Annotated in this window: 24 protein-coding genes; 5 read left to right on the top strand and 19 right to left on the bottom strand. The window is 68.6% G+C overall.

What is annotated here, in order from left to right; all coding sequences use genetic code 11:
* Nucleotides 1-54: 54 nt before the first annotated feature.
* From GPX89_RS08565 to GPX89_RS08550, 4 genes are all read right to left on the bottom strand, one after another.
* Nucleotides 55-2,025 carry a potassium transporter Kup gene (locus GPX89_RS08565; protein ID WP_407939343.1) on the bottom strand — a complete coding sequence of 657 codons (1,971 nt, stop codon included), beginning with the start codon at nt 2,023-2,025 and terminating at the stop codon, nt 55-57.
* Between the two features lie 94 nt (nt 2,026-2,119).
* Nucleotides 2,120-2,554: an ATP-binding protein gene (locus tag GPX89_RS08560; protein WP_235946704.1), complete on the bottom strand. Its 435-nt coding sequence runs from the start codon at nt 2,552-2,554 to the stop codon at nt 2,120-2,122.
* A 176-nt stretch (nt 2,555-2,730) separates the two neighbouring features.
* Nucleotides 2,731-3,411: an ANTAR domain-containing protein gene (locus GPX89_RS08555; protein WP_407939342.1), complete on the bottom strand. Its 681-nt coding sequence runs from the start codon at nt 3,409-3,411 to the stop codon at nt 2,731-2,733.
* 77 nt (nt 3,412-3,488) lie between these two features.
* Entirely contained in the window at nt 3,489-3,851 is a 363-nt protein-coding gene (locus GPX89_RS08550; protein ID WP_268893287.1) for an STAS domain-containing protein, read from the bottom strand.
* A 359-nt stretch (nt 3,852-4,210) separates the two neighbouring features.
* Here GPX89_RS08550 and GPX89_RS08545 point away from each other — a divergent pair, with 359 nt between their 5' ends.
* Entirely contained in the window at nt 4,211-4,513 is a 303-nt protein-coding gene (locus GPX89_RS08545) for a hypothetical protein (RefSeq protein ID WP_157386655.1), read from the top strand.
* Between the two features lie 83 nt (nt 4,514-4,596).
* The gene (locus tag GPX89_RS08540) at nt 4,597-4,947 is read left to right on the top strand and encodes a phage holin family protein (RefSeq protein WP_198347308.1); all 351 of its coding nucleotides are present in this window, start codon (nt 4,597-4,599) and stop codon (nt 4,945-4,947) included.
* 11 nt (nt 4,948-4,958) lie between these two features.
* Here the strand turns inward: GPX89_RS08540 and GPX89_RS08535 are convergent, their stop codons facing one another.
* From GPX89_RS08535 to gvpJ, 8 genes are read right to left on the bottom strand one after another with little or no spacing between them, the layout of a single operon-like run.
* Nucleotides 4,959-5,249 carry a gas vesicle protein K gene (locus GPX89_RS08535; RefSeq protein ID WP_328601608.1) on the bottom strand — a complete coding sequence of 97 codons (291 nt, stop codon included), beginning with the start codon at nt 5,247-5,249 and terminating at the stop codon, nt 4,959-4,961.
* Nucleotides 5,246-5,431, bottom strand: coding sequence for a gas vesicle protein (locus GPX89_RS08530; RefSeq protein ID WP_157386653.1), 186 nt, complete (start codon nt 5,429-5,431; stop codon nt 5,246-5,248). The genes GPX89_RS08535 and GPX89_RS08530 overlap by 4 nt, the downstream gene beginning before the upstream one ends.
* Nucleotides 5,431-6,183: a GvpL/GvpF family gas vesicle protein gene (locus tag GPX89_RS08525; RefSeq protein WP_157386652.1), complete on the bottom strand. Its 753-nt coding sequence runs from the start codon at nt 6,181-6,183 to the stop codon at nt 5,431-5,433. Before GPX89_RS08525 ends, GPX89_RS08530 begins: the two co-directional genes overlap by 1 nt.
* A complete protein-coding gene (locus GPX89_RS08520) occupies nt 6,176-6,562 on the bottom strand; it encodes a gas vesicle protein (protein WP_157386651.1) in 387 nt (128 codons plus the stop codon). The genes GPX89_RS08525 and GPX89_RS08520 overlap by 8 nt, the downstream gene beginning before the upstream one ends.
* Nucleotides 6,559-6,894, bottom strand: coding sequence for a gas vesicle protein GvpO (gene gvpO / locus GPX89_RS08515; RefSeq protein ID WP_157386650.1), 336 nt, complete (start codon nt 6,892-6,894; stop codon nt 6,559-6,561). Before gvpO ends, GPX89_RS08520 begins: the two co-directional genes overlap by 4 nt.
* A gap of 6 nt (nt 6,895-6,900) precedes the next feature.
* Nucleotides 6,901-7,125: a gas vesicle protein GvpG gene (locus GPX89_RS08510; protein ID WP_157386649.1), complete on the bottom strand. Its 225-nt coding sequence runs from the start codon at nt 7,123-7,125 to the stop codon at nt 6,901-6,903.
* A complete protein-coding gene (locus GPX89_RS08505) occupies nt 7,122-7,916 on the bottom strand; it encodes a GvpL/GvpF family gas vesicle protein (RefSeq protein WP_157386648.1) in 795 nt (264 codons plus the stop codon). Before GPX89_RS08505 ends, GPX89_RS08510 begins: the two co-directional genes overlap by 4 nt.
* Entirely contained in the window at nt 7,913-8,404 is a 492-nt protein-coding gene (gvpJ, locus tag GPX89_RS08500) for a gas vesicle protein GvpJ (RefSeq protein ID WP_157386647.1), read from the bottom strand. The genes GPX89_RS08505 and gvpJ overlap by 4 nt, the downstream gene beginning before the upstream one ends.
* 165 nt (nt 8,405-8,569) lie before the next feature.
* Between gvpJ and GPX89_RS08495 the strand changes: the two genes are divergently transcribed.
* Complete coding sequence (locus GPX89_RS08495) at nt 8,570-8,743, top strand: CsbD family protein (RefSeq protein ID WP_157386646.1); 174 nt, start codon at nt 8,570-8,572, stop codon at nt 8,741-8,743.
* Here GPX89_RS08495 and GPX89_RS08490 read toward each other — a convergent pair.
* The 4 genes from GPX89_RS08490 to GPX89_RS08475 are packed head-to-tail and all read right to left on the bottom strand — an operon-like array spanning nt 8,721 to nt 10,637.
* Entirely contained in the window at nt 8,721-9,488 is a 768-nt protein-coding gene (locus GPX89_RS08490; protein ID WP_157386645.1) for a metallophosphoesterase family protein, read from the bottom strand. The two genes, GPX89_RS08495 and GPX89_RS08490, sit on opposite strands and share 23 nt — an antisense overlap.
* Nucleotides 9,485-9,739: a BON domain-containing protein gene (locus GPX89_RS46200; protein ID WP_157386644.1), complete on the bottom strand. Its 255-nt coding sequence runs from the start codon at nt 9,737-9,739 to the stop codon at nt 9,485-9,487. Before GPX89_RS46200 ends, GPX89_RS08490 begins: the two co-directional genes overlap by 4 nt.
* Nucleotides 9,736-10,296: a nucleotidyltransferase family protein gene (locus tag GPX89_RS43770; protein WP_407939341.1), complete on the bottom strand. Its 561-nt coding sequence runs from the start codon at nt 10,294-10,296 to the stop codon at nt 9,736-9,738. The genes GPX89_RS46200 and GPX89_RS43770 overlap by 4 nt, the downstream gene beginning before the upstream one ends.
* A 14-nt stretch (nt 10,297-10,310) precedes the next feature.
* A complete protein-coding gene (locus GPX89_RS08475; RefSeq protein WP_157386643.1) occupies nt 10,311-10,637 on the bottom strand; it encodes a plasmid stabilization protein in 327 nt (108 codons plus the stop codon).
* Between the two features lie 118 nt (nt 10,638-10,755).
* On the opposite strand from GPX89_RS08475, the gene GPX89_RS08470 reads away from it, so the two are divergent.
* Together GPX89_RS08470 and GPX89_RS08465 are read left to right on the top strand one after the other, a co-directional pair.
* Entirely contained in the window at nt 10,756-12,534 is a 1,779-nt protein-coding gene (locus tag GPX89_RS08470) for a glycoside hydrolase family 15 protein (protein WP_157386642.1), read from the top strand.
* A gap of 93 nt (nt 12,535-12,627) precedes the next feature.
* Nucleotides 12,628-13,209, top strand: coding sequence for a hemerythrin domain-containing protein (locus GPX89_RS08465; protein ID WP_157386641.1), 582 nt, complete (start codon nt 12,628-12,630; stop codon nt 13,207-13,209).
* Between the two features lie 453 nt (nt 13,210-13,662).
* Here GPX89_RS08465 and GPX89_RS08460 read toward each other — a convergent pair whose 3' ends face one another.
* The 3 genes from GPX89_RS08460 to GPX89_RS08455 form a co-directional block, all read right to left on the bottom strand.
* The gene (locus tag GPX89_RS08460) at nt 13,663-14,517 is read right to left on the bottom strand and encodes a DoxX family membrane protein (protein ID WP_157386640.1); all 855 of its coding nucleotides are present in this window, start codon (nt 14,515-14,517) and stop codon (nt 13,663-13,665) included.
* Nucleotides 14,518-14,570: 53 nt separating this feature from the next.
* A complete protein-coding gene (locus GPX89_RS43765; RefSeq protein ID WP_198347307.1) occupies nt 14,571-14,726 on the bottom strand; it encodes a DUF6131 family protein in 156 nt (51 codons plus the stop codon).
* A gap of 96 nt (nt 14,727-14,822) precedes the next feature.
* Complete coding sequence (locus GPX89_RS08455) at nt 14,823-16,721, bottom strand: aconitate hydratase (protein ID WP_235946969.1); 1,899 nt, start codon at nt 16,719-16,721, stop codon at nt 14,823-14,825.
* Nucleotides 16,722-16,822 lie beyond the last annotated feature (101 nt).

Below are 16,822 nucleotides of genomic sequence, written 5' to 3'. Positions count from 1 at the left end.
CCGCTCGATGCCCCCGATGACTCCGCATCCCCCGCTTACCCTCGAAAGGGAGACTCACACCTCGAGCAATTCGCCCAGGATCACCGTGCGCTCGCGCGGCAATCGGAAATCGTCGGCCACGTCCGCGGACAGATAGCTGATGGCGATGAAAAGCCGGGTACGCCACCGGGACATGGCGGGTCGCTCGGCCGCCCGCAGCTCCAGATGGGACAGGAAGTACGACGCCCGATCCAGGTCCAGCACGCCCTCGGTGTCGTGCGGGTCGAGCCCGGCCAGCGCCGCGGGCACATCGGGCGACTCCAGGTAGCCGACGCGGGCGGTGATGTGGACGACGCCGTCGTCGCGGAAGTCCAGATGGTCGATCCCGATCCGATCGCCGGCGGAAACCCTCGGCACCGGCTCGGTTTCCACCGAGACGATCACGATCTGCCGATGCCGGATCCGGTTGCGCTCCACATTGGCGCGCAGGGCGAGTGGCACGGTCTGCTTGCTGCGGTCGAGGAATACGGCCGTCCCGTCCACGGTCGTCAGGTTCGACCCGTCCCGTAGTTCGTCGAGGAATTCGCGCAACGGCCCTTCGAGCCGGTTCCGCTCGGTCGCGACCACCTGGCGTCCGCGTTGCCAGGTGGTCATGACGGTGAACACGACCAGGCCGATCAGCAGCGGCAGCCACGCCCCGCGCACCAGCTTGGTGAGGTTGGCCGCCACGAACAGCAGATCCACCGCGAGCAACGGCGTCCAGCCCAGCACCACCAGCCAGCGCGGCAGTCCCCAGCGCGCGTGCGCGAGATAGCCGAGCAGCAGGGTCGTGATGGTGATCGTGCAGGTCACCGCCATACCGAAGGCGAAGGCCAGGGCGCTGGAACTGCGGAACGCGAAGACCAGCGTCAGCACCGACACCAGCAGCAGCCAATTGATCCAGGGCACATAGATCTGCCCGGGTGTGGACGCGGAGGTGTAGGCGATGCGCAGCCGCGGCAGATAGCCGATGCGCGCGGCCTGGGCGGCCACCGAATACGCGCCGGTGATCACCGCCTGCGAGGCGATCACCGTCGCCATGGTGGCCAGCGCCACCATCGGCAGCCGTCCCCAGCTCGGGACCAGGAGAAAGAACGGGCTCGCGACATGGCCGCCCGCCTCGAGTTCGAGCGCCGCCTGACCGAGATAGCTCAGGACGCAGGCGGGCAGCACGAGCAGCAGCCATGCGCCGGTGATGGATCGGCGACCGAAGTGCCCCAGATCCGCGTACAGCGCCTCCGCGCCGGTGATCGCCAGCACGATCGCGGCCAGCGCGAAGAAGGCGATCCCGAAATGCCCGGCCAGGAATTCCAGCGCATAACCGGGCCACAGCGCCCGCAGAATCGCCGGATGCCGTCCGATGCCACCGATGCCGCACGCCCCGATGGTCAGGAACCACACCACCATCACCGGCCCGAACAACCGGCCCACCGATGCCGTGCCGCGGTGCTGAAACGCGAACAGCAGCACGATGATCAGCGCGGTGACCGGAACCACCGCCTTCGCGAGCGCCGGTTGCGCCACCCCGAGACCCTCCACCGCGGACAGCACCGAGATGGCGGGCGTGATCATGCTGTCGCCGAAGAACAGCGCCGCGCCGAAGATTCCGAGCGCGGCCAGCACCGCCGCGGTGCGTCCGCCCGCCGACCAACGCCGGACCAGGGTGATCAGCGCCATGATCCCGCCCTCGCCGTCGTTGTCGGTCCGCATCGCCAGCAGCACGTAGGTGACGGTGACGATGATCAGGATCGACCAGAACACCAGCGACACAACGCCGTAGACGTTCTCGGCGCGTACCGGAACCGGATGTGGATCGGCCGGATCGAACACCGTGCGCAGGGTGTAGATCGGGCTCGTCCCGATATCCCCGAACACCACCCCGAGCGCCCCGACCAGCAGACCCGGACGGAGGCGGTCACGCCCGGCCGTGTCGTTCGCGGTCGCCGCACTCGGCCGGTCGGCTGCCCCGGTGTCCTCCGAGACGGTCGACTCGTGTCGCTGGGACACCGGTAACCCTCCTCGTCGATCACTGATGTCACCGGCTTACCCGCGGTGCGCACGCGGACACGGATCAGAGGAAGGAAAGTTCGTGCGCCGGGATCTACTCCCCGTCGCCGCCGCGATGTTTCGTGAACTCCACCACCACCGGGTAGCCGCACCGCACGGCGTCGAAATCCTCGCCGGTCACGCTGAGCGAATCGGTCAGCGTGCGCACGAGATTCCAGCCGAATCCGTGTTCGACCAGACCCGCGTCACTCGCCGTCACCGCCGTCGCCCGGACCCGGACCAGCTCCTCGTCGAAATGGAATTCGCACTCGATCTCCGCGGCGGGGACCGCGGCCGTGATCAGCGTGGTGGCCACCTCGTCCAATGCCACCCGCGTGTCGATCACCACATCGATTGTGAAATCGGCTGTCAGCAGGACGGTTTCGGTGAGCGCACGCAGCATCGCCAGGTATCCGCTCTCGGCGGGCAAGCGCAATGTGAGGCGGCCTCGCAGCGATCGCTCTTCCGCCGCCGTGGAATTGGCGTGCATTCGTGCCTCTCCGTTGTGCCACGAAGCGGGAAACACCGCGGCCGGCCGTCGGCTTGGGCCGTCGGTCTGTGGCGAGTCGCTCATTAGTCACCACCCAAAGTCCCGATTGCGCAAATTCGCCGGTTTCCTTTGTGCGCGTACCCGATCGTATGGCCGGAAAACCCCGCGCACGCAAATTATCCGGATACCCGCTCGTGAGCGGTCAGCAGCAGATGGTCGAACTCCGAACGGATCGACGTCATCGAGCCCGTGAGCGAACCCACGTCCGCCATCAATTGCGCCGCCAACGCGCGCAGCTTGACGTTGGTCTCCTGCGACCGCCAGGTGAGCACCCGGAACGCCGCGTCGGCATTGATGCCGTACACCAGCATGATCACCCCCTTGGCCTGCTCGATCACCGCGCGCGCCGCGTACAGCTCGGGCAGGCTGTCGTCGAGGGCCTCCTGCCGATTCTCGGCCAGCGTCTCGGTCACGTCGATGTAGTAGCCGGTCGATCCGATCACCCGATCCTCGGCATCGACCATCCGATCACCGACGACGACCACCTCGTGCACATTTCCGCCGGTGTCGACGATGCGGTGCCGGCCCGAGAACGGCAGCGAGCTCTCCACCGAATCCGCGATCCGGCTGGCGACGTGGGCGCGATCCTCGGGGTGCTTGTGGGCCAGCAGCAATTCGGTGGTCGGCAGCACCGCTCCGGGCCGGTATCCGTGCATGACCGCCAATTCGTCGGACCACTCCCACCGCTGGTCACCGAACCAGAAGCGGAACTTGCCCACGTGCTGGGGACTGCCCGTGCCCATCACCCTTTCGAGGAGGTTCGCATCGCCCGGAGGCACCTCTCCGCCTTGTGTCACATCACGATTATCGCCCTGCGACACCGACCGGGCACGATCTCCACGATTCCGATCGCACCCGATCCGCGCCCGTGCCGTCAGTTGTCCGAGACCACCGAATCGCGCGGCACCAGCATCCGCACACCGGTCACGTCGAGCGCACGCTCGACCTGCCGGCAGCCGGTGGGCACGTGAATTCCGATGCCGTGGCTGGTCGCGCGCCGGACGGCTTCGGCCAGGACGAGGGCGTTGCGCAAGCTGATGAATCCGGCGTCGCGAATGTCCACGACGACCGCGCGCGGCGCCGCGTCCACGGCCACCGACAGCGCGTTCCGGAAGGTCGTGAGCCCGGAGACGTCCAATTCACCCGTGATTTGGATGACCAGACAATCCGAGGACGAGGCCCCGGACGCCGGCCGGCGATCAGCCGAGTCGGTATATCGCGACCTGCCCGCCGGCATTTCATTCGCGAGGCGACTGTGCATCAGAGATACCCGTGACATGACATTGCCTCCTGAGGAGGGTGTCCGGCTCCGCGGGGAGATCGGGTCATCCGGGTTCGGCCGCACCAGCGATCGCCCCCGAACTGCGATAACGCTTGCAGGACCGGGATCGGCTGGATTTTCAACCTGTTCACAGTCTGCCACTCGACGGCACCGCTGGCCACCCCGTGCCGTTTCACCGCGGCCCGGGCGGGTATCGCCATACCACCGGAGCGATGCGGCGACGACGCCGACACCACTCCCTCGATCCGGACGAAATCTTCTGCCCGGCACCATGATCGGAGAGTCATCCGATGGCCGATATCCGAAGGATACCCGTGCATTTTCGACAGCTACCCGCCCGATCCGGGCAGGCACGGAACTTCCCGCCGCCGCGCACGCACGTGGAGGAAGGCATCGAGGACCTGGTCAACTTCCTCGGCGTCATCCTGTCCCTGCTCGCGATCGTGGCCCTCGCGCTGGCCCTGGTCGCCGATGGATACGGATTCGCGGGCTGGGCCATCGTCGCGGGGGTCGCGTGCGCGCTGTTGTTCGCGGCGAGCCTCACGGTCCTCGGGCTCGAACGGCGAGCCCGCCACACTCGCGAACGCTCGGATCCTCCTGCCCGGCAAGGCCATTAGGCGCGCTTCGGCGCGGGACGAACGGGTATGGCGATGGCATCAGCTATCGAGAGGGAAGTGTGAGCATGGTTGAGGTACCCGGTATGCATGGATCGGACCGGTCCCCGATTCCCGGCCTCGGCACCGAGCAGCTGGCCCGGCTGCTGCGTGAGCAGGTCGGCGCGGCGCTGCGCGAGGCGATCGGGCGGCTGCCGGAATTCGGCCGGTCCGCCAAGTTGAAGGCGGCCGCGGCCGTCATCGGACTCTATGGCGGTGGCGCGCTGGTCGCGACGCTGATACTGCTGCTGGCGCTGGCGATGCCCGCCTGGGTGGCCGGTCTCATCGTGGGCGTGGCGCTGCTGGTTGTCGCGGCGGTGGTGCGGACGATGGCCAAGACCGCATCGACCCCGGCCGAATCCGCGGCGACGCCGTCGGTTCCGACGAGCCGCGAATAACCACGGCGGACCTACGGGTCGCGCGGCAGCAGGGTGCCGAGAGGGCCCAGATCGATATTGAGGTCCTCCGGCGCCAGGTCGAAGTGCTCGCGCAGGTCGTCCATGGCCTCGGAGAGGCGCAGCAGGGTGGTGCCCAGCTCGTCGATCTGCCCGTCGGTCAGATCACCGGCTTCCATGCGGCGCACGGCCTGCCGCTCCATGAGCTGGCGCAACAGCTCGACGATGGTGAGCACCAGGGTCGCCAATCCGCGTTCCACGCCTTCGGGATCGAGCTCGATGCGACGACCCGGATCCGCGGTCACGATTCGACGAGCGCGGCGGCCGAGGCGATCAGCGCGCGCAAAGAGATGCGGACCAGCTCGACCTCGGCGATGGACAGGGTGATGTCGCCCGAGATCACGACGCCGCCCGCGAGCACCCGATCGAGCAGATCGATCAGCGCGACATCGCGATTGCGGTACAGGTCGGGTTCAGCGGTCGTCATCACAGTTCCCCCGCCGCGCCCACGAAGCTGTACGGCGGCCAAGGCCCCGAGCGGTCGATCGTGAGCAGCTCGCTCTGGTCGAATTGCTGTGCCGCGGACAGGAAACCGGCGGTCTCGGCCTCGTCGACCAGGTAGGTGGCGTTCAGGACCAGGTGGGCGCGCCGCCCGGTGAGCGACGACTCGCTGGAGGGACGGCTGTGCCCCGCGACGGCGTGCCGCAGCAGCGCGCGGTACATGTTCGAGGCGGCGAGCTCCGCGGCCGCGAGATTGCTCCGGCCGCGCCGCAGGCTGTCTCGCCGTTGTCGCAGATAATCGGCGCCGGAGATGGGCCGGTCGGCGGCGGCGTCGTCCGCGGGCGGACGCACGTAGGCGCGCACTCCCCATTCCGCACGGCCGTTCACCAGGGCCAGCGCGTCGCGGAAGTCGTCGTGGCGCTCGGTCAGCAGCCGCCGGACGCCGTCGTCGTCGCGGCACAGCACCGCGAGCCGGACGGGGATGACCGGCTCGTCCGCGGCCGAGGCCTCGACGACCCCGTGATGGGCCCGGGACGCGGCGGCGAGCCAGTCGAAGTCGTTGAGGTTGCGCTGCAAGGCATCCGCGCTGAACTCCGCCAGCGGAACCGAGCCGACCACGGCCGCCAGATCGCCGGCGAAGACGCAGCGGACCGGTTCGCCGCTCACTCCGGTGGCGTCGGGCGCGGGGGCGGAGCCACCGCGCACCACGTACACCCAGACGGCTTTGTCGCTATCCATTCTCGGTCTCCTTTCCCGAGTTTCCCGCGGCCTCGAGTTCGGCGACACGCTGCCGCAATTTCTCGTTCTCCGAACGCAATTCGTGATCAGCGCGGGGTTCGACGGCGCGCGGGCCGTCCCCCGCTTCCAGCGCGTGGTCGCCGCGCAGCCACGGATCCCGCTCCCACCAATCGATTCCGACCTCGCGGGCGGTCTCGAGCGAAGCGATCACGAGCCGGAGCTTGATGGTGAGCAGTTCGATGTCGAGCAGGTTCACCCGGATGTCGCCCGCGATGACCAGACCCTTGTCGAGCACGCGCTCGAGGATGTCGCCCAGATTGGCGGGCTCGGATCCGGAGCGCGCGGGGCGGGCGGAGAATCGTTCCGACGGCAGCGTCATCGCCGGTCATCTCCGATCGTGCACCGCTGTCCGCGTCGGATCCTGCGGTAGGACAACAACTCTCCCGCCGGATCCAGCTCCACGCAGTACAGCGCGAGCACATCGGCCGAGGACGGGATGTGGGTCTCCTCGAGCACCTCGACCTCGACCGTCCAGCCGTGCTCGCCGGGCGCGGCCGCGGTCGCCCCCAGCACCGACTGACCGGTCAGCTGGGTGATGTGCGCGATGCCCGCCGCGGCGGCCGCGGCGGCCGACAGGCGTTCGCCGTCGGAGGCCGCCGCACCGCGCGAGGATCTGGAAGTGCCTGCGCGAGAACGTTGTTGATCTGCCATGCGGGGTCACCCTCCACGGTGCAGGGCACGGTCGAGCACCTGCTGCTGCGCCCGCTCGTACTCGTCGGGATCGATCCGGCCCTCGGCGCGCAGCCGGTGCAGATCGTCGAGTTCGCGGCGCAGGGACGGCATGCTGTAGAGCTGCCGGTCGGCCTCCTCGGCGATCACCCGGGCCAGTGCGACCACCCCGCGCACCGGCAGCAACGGCAGCGACAGCAGGGTGCCGATCACGGCGAGTCCGTCGCTTCGATCGTCATGAAGTCCCAGGCGGCGAGCGGCCCGACGATCCGCAGATCCACCCGGTTGCTCCACTGCTTGCTCAGCTGGTCGCCGATGCGCATCAGATCGTCCTGTTTGCCGGTCGGGATCAGGGCCGCGATGGCGGCGACCTCCTGCTCATGGGTCGGCGGCCGCAGCACGAGCTCATCGGTCAGCTCCTGCAACGCGTTGACCATGATGGTGGCGTCGGCCTGGCGCTTGTATTCGAGATCGGCGTTCACGGTCTCGCCCAGGGCCAGGCTCAGGTCGCGGCTCGCGTCCGCCGGCGCGGTGCGCAGAGCCTCGCTCAGCGCGGCTGCCTGCTGGTCCTCCTGCAGGATCTCCCGCAGCACCGCCTCCTCGATGTACTGGCCGATCACCAGATACTCTGCGAGTCCGGCCAATTCGTCGAGCGCGGATTCGAACTTCCGCTCGTTGGGCTCGAGCAGCCCGCTCGACACGGCCGCTTCGTCCTCGAGCGCGGCGCCGAAACGGATGGGAATGACCGGCATCTCGTTGACCAGTTCGTCGACGACCCGCGAATAGCCTTGCAGATCCTCGGCCCGATCCAGTGACTCGTCGAGTGAGACCTCACTCACCAGCGCCGCGATGCGACCGTGCGGGACGGTGCGGATCGGCGTCGGGGAGCGGCCGACGCCCTGCCCCTTCGGCTTCGCGTCCGCGGGCACGATCCCGTAGATCAGCAGTGCGGTGTTCGAATTCGATTGCGTCCGTCCGGTGTCCGACGGCGACCCGGTGCTCATGACTGGCTCCTGCGGCGAGAGGTGGTGCTGCGCTTGGGCTTGTCGTCCGCGTCGGCGGGCTCCTTGTCCTCGTCCTTGCCCTGCCCGAGCGCGCCGAGGATCTGCTGACCGGCCTGCTCGAGGATCTTCTGGGTATCGCCCCCGCCCTTGGACAGCTGCTTGGTGACCGACTCGATGGCTTCCTGTGCGGCGGAGGACTTCCCGCCGGAGGCGACGTCCTTGACCACGTCGGGCAGTCCGGGCTTCTTGTCCTGCGCCGAGATGTCGAGGCGGTTGACCGCTTCGGCGAAACGCAGGTAGGTGTCGACGCTGGCCACGACCACGCGTGCGTCGATGGTCAGGATCTCGATGCCGACCAGCGACACGCGCACGTACGCGTCGATCACGAGGCCCTTGTCGAGAATCGTGTCGAGCACCTCGGCGAGGCTGCTGGCATTGGGCCGGCCGACCCCGCCACCGCCGCCGCGGGGTTGTAGTGCGGTTGTCATATGAACTCTCTCCTCGGTGTTGTTCCTATCGGTCGCCTACCCGCTCGAATCCCGAACATGCGCGAAAGATGCGATTTGTCAGCTTGTTTCGGCTCCCGAGGCCCGGGTAGGCGAATACCGGGTCGAGTTACGGCCCCTCGAGAACGCTCGATCGGAGGTAGCGACATGAGCGCAACCGACAAGGCCAAGAACAAGGCCGACAAGGTCGCCGGCAAGGCGCAGGAGAAGTTCGGTCAGGCGACCGGCAACGAGGATCGCGAGGCGGAGGGCCGCGCCCGGCAGGCCAAGGCCGACGCCAAGGACGCGGGCGAGAAGGTCAAGGACACTTTCCGCCACTGAGCCCCGTGATCGAGTGCCCGGGCGCCGTGTGCGCCCGGGCATCGATGCGATAGAGCGCGTAGGCGGAGCGGATGACCGGCTGCGCGACATTGCGGACCCGGATACCGCCCGGGGTCGCACCGTGTTCGGCGCCGGCGTGGGCGTGACCGTGCACGGCCAGATCCGCTCCGGCGTCGTCGATGGCCTCGGCGAGCAGGTAGGAACCCAGGAACGGGTAGATCTCGCGCGGTTCGCCGCGCAGGGTGTCGGGTGTCGGCGAGTAGTGGGTCAGCGCGACCTTGACGTCGGTGTCCAAGCGGCTCAGGGAGATTCGCAGAGAATCGGCAAGATCTGTTGTACGGCCGATGAATTCGCGCATCGCGCGCTCCCCGAAGGCGCTGCCCGAGCGGCCGGCGAAGCCGCCCCCGAATCCGATGGTCCCGGCGACGCCGAGCGATGCTCCACCGGTCTCGATCACGACGGCATCGCCCTCGAGGACGACGAGGCCGTGGTCGCGCAACACCTCGGCGACCCGGTCGGGTTCGTCATTGTGATGATCGTGGTTGCCGAGCACCGCGACCACCGGCACCCCGAGGTCGCCGAACTCCTCGCCGACCACGCGCGCTTCCTCGACGGTGCCGCAGCGGGTGAGGTCTCCCGCGAGCAGCAGGACATCGGCGCGTCGGCCGAGATCCCCGAGCGCGGGACGGAACAATCCCCGGGAATCGGTCCCGAGGTGGACATCTCCGACGGCCGCGATCCTCATTCGCCCAGTGCCTCCACGACCCGGGGCGGCGTCGGCGGCAGCACCTGGACCTCATTGTGGACCGCGAACCCCGGAAGCGATTCGCGCACGACCTCTTCGATGTGATCGCGGGCTTCGTCACTGCTGACCCGGCCGGACAGGGACACCACCAGGCCCTCGACCCGCACCTCGATCCCCAGTTCGGCGGTGCGGGCATCCTCGTGCAGGATGCGCCGCAGGCGGGCGATGACGTACTCGGCGGAATTGTTCATCGGGTCGGCTCCTCGATCACGTGCAGTTCGGCCAGCAGGCCGAGACATGCTCGGGCATACGGTGATTGGTCGGTCTGTTCGCGGACCAGCGGCCAGTCGACCTGCTCGCGCAGATCGCGGGCGATCCGCAGCAGGGGGCCGAGATCCAGGCGGTGGGCGTCGAGAACGAGCAGTTTGTCGATCATGAGGTCCGCGCCGCTGATCACCGGTGCGATCGTGGGCCCGATGCGCATGATCTCGGCCCGGTCGAGCAGTTCGTCGGTGACCTCGCGATAGTTGGGCCGGAAGATCAGATCGACGAGCGTCTCCCCCGCGTAGGCCTTCGTGAGCCAGTCCTCGGGCGGTTCCGAGAGCCGTAATCCACCGCGCACCAGGGCCGTTCGGGCCCGGCCGATATCCTCGGGCTTGATGAACAGGTCCACGTCGTGGTCGGAGACGGGCCCGCCCCGCGCGTAGACCGCGCAACCGCCCGCCACCGCGAACCGGATATCGGTGTCGGCGAGGGTGTTCACCGCGCGGGTCAGCGCGTGCAGCAGATCGTCGAGGGTGGCACCCACCCGACGCCCCCGGGTCAGTCCTTGCCGAGAGCGTGGGCGAGCTGCGCCTTGCTCATGGCGGAACGGCCCTTGATGTTCCGCTGCCGCGCCTCGTTGTAGAGCTGGTCGCGGGTGGGGCCCTGGCTGCCGCTGTGGGAGCGCTGACCGCCGCGCTGCTGCGGGGACTTGTCCTCGATCGAGGTCCGGCTCGCGGTCTTGGTCTGCCCGGCCCGAGCCCGGTTCTTGTTCACCGTGCGCGCCGCGATCTCCTTGGCGCGCCCAGCCTTCTCACCGCGCTCGCGCGCGGATTCCTTGATGTGCTCGTACTGCCGTTCCTGCTTGTCGGTCCATTCCTTCGGCATGACGAACCTCCTGGTCCGGAACTGTTTCCACGATGTCGGGTCGCTTCGACACGGCGATACCCGGTGCCGAACGGGGCAAACAAGCCCCGCGGTTACCCGCGCTTTCCGGTGGTATCCGATGATCGTGGTTCCGGATTCGGTCCTGCGGCAGCCGCACGTATTGCGGGAATACGCGTTCCTGGCCGACGGCGAACGCGGGGCCCTCGTGGGCCCGCGCGGAGACATCTCGTGGCTGTGTGTCCCCGGGTGGGACAGCGCCGCGCTGTTCCAATCGCTGCTGGGCGGCGCGGGCGTGTACGCGGTGACGCCCGTGGAACGCTTCGTCTGGGGCGGGAACTACGACCGGGGCAGCCTGATCTGGAACTCCCGCTGGATCACCGATTCGGCGACCATCGAATGCCGTGAGGCACTGGCCTTCCCGGGCGATCCGCATTGCGCCGTGCTGCTGCGGCGGCTGCGGGCGGTGCACGGCCGGGCCGTCGTCGAGGTGGAACTCGCGCCGAGCGCGGAATTCGGGGCCGAGCCGCTGACCGATGTACGGCGGCGCGGCGAGATCTGGGAGGCCCGATCCGGTGGGATCCGGATCCGGTGGAGCGGCGCTCCACACGCCCTGCTGCGTGCGGACACGCACGGACCGACATGGCATCTGCGACTCGAGGTTCCCGAGGGAGAACAGACCGACCTGGTGCTGGAGATGTCGGACCGAGTACTGCCGGAGACACCGGTGGACGCCGAGACCGCGTGGAAAGCCACCGAATCGAGCTGGCGGGACGAGCAACCCACGGCCGCCCGAGGCGCGGCCGAGCGCGACACCGCCCACTCCTACGCCGTGCTGCGCGGCATGACCAGCGGTGGCGGCGGCATGGTCGCGGCCGCGACCACCGGTCTGCCCGAAAGAGCCGACCAGGGCGGCAATTACGACTACCGCTATGTCTGGATCCGGGATCAGTGCCTGGCCGGGCAGGCGGTCGCGGCGGCCGGACCGTGCCCGCTGCTCGACGACGCCGTGCGGTTCACCGCCGAACGACTGCTCACCGACGGTCCCCGGCTCGCGCCCGCGTACACCACGGCCGGCGCGCAGGTGCCGGCGCGGACCGATCTGGCACTGCCCGGCTACCCCGGCGGTGGCGCGCTCGTGGGCAACCGGGTGCGCGACCAGTTCCAGCTCGACGTCTTCGGCGAGGCGCTGCTGCTCTTCGCCGCGGCGGGCCGCTTCGACCACCTCACCGCCGAGCACCGCCGGGCGGTCACGATCGCGGTGGAATCGATTGCGGCGCTGCGGGATCGGCCGGATGCCGGGATCTGGGAGCTCGACGACGAGCGCTGGACGCATTCGCGGCTGGTGTGCGCGGCCGGACTGCGTGCGGTCGCGCAGGTCCGGGCCTGCGGCGCGGACAGCACCCGCTGCACGGCGCTGGCCGACACACTGGTGGCCGAGGCGGCCGTGCATCCGACCGGACGCTGGCAGCGTTCGCCCGAGCATCCCGAGGTCGACGCCGCGCTGCTGCTGCCGATCGTGCGCGGCGCGCTGCCGATCGGGGATCCGCGCAACCGCGCCACCTTCGCGGCGGTGCACCGCGAATTGTCCACCGACTATTACGTGTACCGCTACCGCCACGACCAGCGACCGCTCGAACAATCCGAGGGCGCGTTCCTGCTGTGCGGCTTCGCCATGTCCATGGCCGCCGCCGACCTCGGGCAGCCGGTGACCGCGGCCCGCTACTTCGAACGCAATCGGGCCGCCTGCGGGACCCCCGGCCTGTTCGCCGAGGAATTCGACGTCATCGAACGCCAACTGCGCGGCAACCTGCCGCAGGCGTTCGTCCACGCGCTGCTGTTCGAGTCGTCGATCCGGGCGGCACGGCCGGGAGAATGGGCCGCCCCGGAACACGGATGACGGATCGGAAACGGGCTGCGGCGGCGACTGTTTCGGACAACGGCCGGCGGGTAGGTCCGGAATGTCCCTGTGGACCGATACGGGAGGTATCCCATGCCCGAGCATGGCAAGAGCGGAGACGACACCGACGTGGTCGACCTGCTGCTCGCACAACACGGCCAGATCAAGAACGCCCTGGAATCGGTGCGCGATTCCACCGGCGCCGAGCGACAGCGCCGGTTCGACGATCTGGTGCGACTGCTCGCCGTTCACGAGAGCGCCGAGGAAGAGGTCGTGCATCCCGCGGCCCGGCGGCACTCGGTCGCGAAGGAGATCGTCGACGACCGCCTGCACGAGGAGGACGAAGCCAAACACGCACTGGCGCGCCTCGCCGAAATCGGCGTCGACCATGCCGACTTCGATGGCGCGTTCCGCGCGTTCGCCGACAAGGTGGTCGCGCACGCGGAGAAGGAAGAGAAGGAAGAATTCGGCCAACTGATCACCCAGGCTTCCCGGGAGGAACGGGTCCGCCTCGCGAACGTGGTTCGATTCGCCGAGGCCGTCGCACCGACCCGACCGCATCCCGGTGTCGGTGAGTCCGCGGCGGCCAATCTGCTGGCCGGGCCGCCGCTGGCGGTGTTCGACCGCATTCGCGATGCCATTCGCGACCGGCGACGCCAGAGCGGCGACGCCTGAGGCGGGAACGGGCCGGTCGACATCCCCCGAGTCGACACCCCCGAAGGGGCCGGTCGACATCGTGGTCACCGGCCCCTCCGCTAGCGGATCTCCTGAACTGTCACATCGGCATGTTCGGGTACAGCATGTTCCACATGCTGCGCAGCATGTCCATCAGTTGGTTGCACATCACGATCCTCACCTCCTCACCGGATAGTTCGCGGGCGGGTGAATTGGTCTGCGCAGGAAGGAAATCGACATCAGATGAGAAAACTCGTCAGACCTCGCACGCAGCATCGGCACGGTCGGCACCGGCCGGTCGAGGGCCGGGTGGTGGCGGTATGGCCGGAGCCGAGCCCTATGCAGGACTGGTGGGATGCCGTCATGTTCGGCCCCGGGCCCATACCGGATTGGAAACCGTCGGATTCGAATCGGTCGCCGGAGGACTGAATGCCCTGTCGGTGACACCGGAGCTCAGTCCGGCTGCACCCGCGCGGCCAGATCCCTGGTCTTGTCCGCGATCCGCTTGCCACGCTTGCGCGTCGCGGCGGCCAGCTGTTCACCGTCCGGGGCGCGGTCGGCCCACTGCGCACCGTGCTCGCGCACGGCCTCGACAGCGCGCTCACCCTGGTGCCGAGCCGACTCGGCCAGATGCCCGCCCGTCTCGCGGGTGACCTCGGCGACCTGTCCGCCCTTGTCCCGCGCGACCTCGGCCACCTGCCCGCCCTTGTCCCGCGCGACATCGGCCAGATGGCGGCCCTGTTCGCGTGCGGTGTCGGCGAGTTGTTCGGCATTGTCACGGACGGCTTCCCAGACCTCGGGAGCCCGATCAGCGATGCTGTCGGTCAGCTGCGCGACCGAACCCTTCCCGTTGTCGTGGACCTTGCGTGACGCCCGATCGGCGGCGCGGCGCGCGCGCCATCCCAGCGAGGGTTTTCCCCGGGTGTCCGAGGCCGCGATGAGCAGACCGCCCAGCAGGCTCGCGTCCCGCAGGAATGCGGTCCGCACCGCCGTCCGGCGCTCGCGGTCGGGCTCGTTCCAGAAGTCGTGCTCGGTCAGGGCGACCGGAATCGTGGTGCCCGCCAACACGATCGAGGCCAGCCGGGGCGCCTTGCCCAGCATCAGCAGGACACCGCCGCCGACGCGGATCGCGCCGGTGATCCGGACCACGCGCTCCGGGTCCCTGGGCAGCTTGCCGGCCAGGCTCTCCGGCAGCACCCGTTCGCCCCGCTGCACCAGGGTGGTCGCGGACTTCACACGAGTCTCGGGATTGCTCAGGGTTTCGATGCCGTCCGCGATGAAGGCGGTGGCCAGGAGTGGGTACGCCACACGTCGAAACATGTGAATTCCTTTCCGACAGAATGGAATCGCTCAATGGGCGATCAGTAGTAGTGGGAACGGCCGCCGATCGGCCGTCCGACCGCACCCAGCAACATGAGCGCCGCGCCGACCAGCAGCACGATGATGCCGATGGTCGTGAGCAGCGGAATGCCGAAGACGACTCCGCAGATGAGCAGGATGATGCCGAGGATGATCATGAAGACCCCCTTGTCCGGGCGGGTGCTGACAGTCCGGCAGTTCCCGGCATCCCCGCACTGAAACCCGGCGACACCACGAGATTCCATCCCGCGGGGTCACGGCGTTCTCGCCAGCCGGGGTATGAGGCCACCGGCCAGGACATCCTCGACCTGACGCGGCGAAAGACGGTGCCGGGCCGTGAAAACCGCGTCCTTGGTGAGGTTGCGCACCTGGAAAGACGTGGTGCGGGCGAGGTCGTGAAGGTGCTCGAGACGCAGGACGTCGCCCCGGTCGATGCCGTCGTAGTCGGCGGGCTCCGCGAATTCGAGCGCCAGCACACCGAAGTTGGCCAGGTTCTGCCAATGGATGCGCGCGAAGGATTTGGCGATGACCACCCGCAGCCCGAGGTAGCGCGGGGTGATCGCCGCGTGTTCACGGGATGAGCCCTGGCCGTAGTTCTCGCCGCCGACGACGATATGTCCGGATTCGGCGCCGATCTGTTGCGCGCGTTCCGGATACGAATCGTCGATCCTGGTGAAGGTGAACATCGCGAGCTTCGGGATGTTCGATCGGAACGGCAGTGCGCGCGCCCCGGCGGGCGAGATCTCGTCGGTGGAGACGTCGTCGCCCACCTTCAGCAGCACGGGTGCCTGAATCCGGTCCGGGAGCGGCGTCAGCGGCGGCAGGCTGGAGATGTTGGGGCCCTTCACCGGCCGCACCCGGCGGGCCCGTTCGGGCTCCAGCGGTGCGGCCAGCATCGTGGTGTTGACCGAAACACGGGTCGGCAGAGCAAGTTTCGGATACTCCATGCGGACCGTTCGCGCCCACTCGCGCGGATCGGTGATCACACCGGTGAGGGCCGACGCGGCCGCGGTCTCCGGTGAGCACAGCCATACCGAGTCTTCCTCGGTGCCCGAGCGTCCCGGGAAGTTGCGCGGCATCGTGCGCAGCGAATTGCGGCCCACGGCCGGCGCCTGCCCCATCCCGATGCAGCCCAGGCATCCGGTCTGGTGGATCCGCGCCCCGGCGGCCACCAGGTCGGTGACGGCCCCCATCTCGATCAGATCGGTGAGGATCTCCCGGGAGGTCGGGTTCACGTCGAAGCTGACCTGCGGCACGGTCTGGCGTCCGGCGACCATGGCCGCGGCGACGGCGAAGTCGCGCAGGCCGGGGTTGGCGCTGGAACCGATGACCACCTGCGCGATCTCGGTGCCGGCCACCTCGCGGACCGGCACCACCTTGCCGGGTGAGGACGGTTCGGCGATGAGCGGTTCGATCGCGGACAGATCGATGGCGTCCTCGAGGTCGTATTCGGCGTCCGCGCCGGCTGTCAGTTCGACCCAGTCGTGCTCGCGTCCCTCCGCGGCCAGGAAGGCGCGCACCTGTTCATCGCTGGGGAAAACCGTTGTGGTGGCGCCGAGTTCGGCGCCCATGTTCGCGATCACGTGCCGATCCATCGCCGTCAGGGTGGCCAGGCCCGGGCCGTGGTACTCGAGGATACGGCCCACCGCGCCGCTGACGCCGTGCCGGCGCAGCATCTCCAGGATCACGTCCTTGGCCGAACACCACTGCGGCAGTTCACCTTCCAGCTCGATCCCCCAGATCTCGGGCATCCGGACGTAGAGGGGCTGACTGGAAATGGCCAGGGCCACTTCGAGTCCGCCCACGCCGATCGCCAGCATGCTCAGCGCGCCCGCCGCGCAGGTGTGGGAATCCGAGCCCGCCAAGGTCTTGCCGGGCACGCCGAAGCGCTGCATGTGCGTCGGATGGGACACGCCGTTGCCCGCCTTGGAGAACCACAGTCCGAACCGCTGGGCCGCGGTGCGCAGGTACTCGTGGTCCTCGGCGTTCTTCTCATCGGCCTGCAGGAGATTGTGGTCGACGTACTGGACGCTGACCTCGGTCCGCGCGCGATCGAGGCCGAGCGCCTCGAGCTCCTGCATCACCAGGGTGCCCGTGGCATCCTGGGTCAGCGTCTGGTCGATCCGGAGCGCTATCTCGGCGCCCGGCGTCATCACGCCGGACACCAGATGCGATTCGATCAGGGTGCGGGCCAGATTCGCCACCGTGTCTCCTTCGCCGACGCGTTCCAGGGCAGTCGTTCGAGTAACCCGAA

Origin of the sequence: Nocardia terrae (genome assembly GCF_009760405.1) — a bacterium.
GTDB lineage: Bacteria > Actinomycetota > Actinomycetes > Mycobacteriales > Mycobacteriaceae > Nocardia > Nocardia terrae.
Note: the sequence above shows the minus strand (reverse complement) of the source record. Positions and strands in the feature narration are given on the sequence as shown.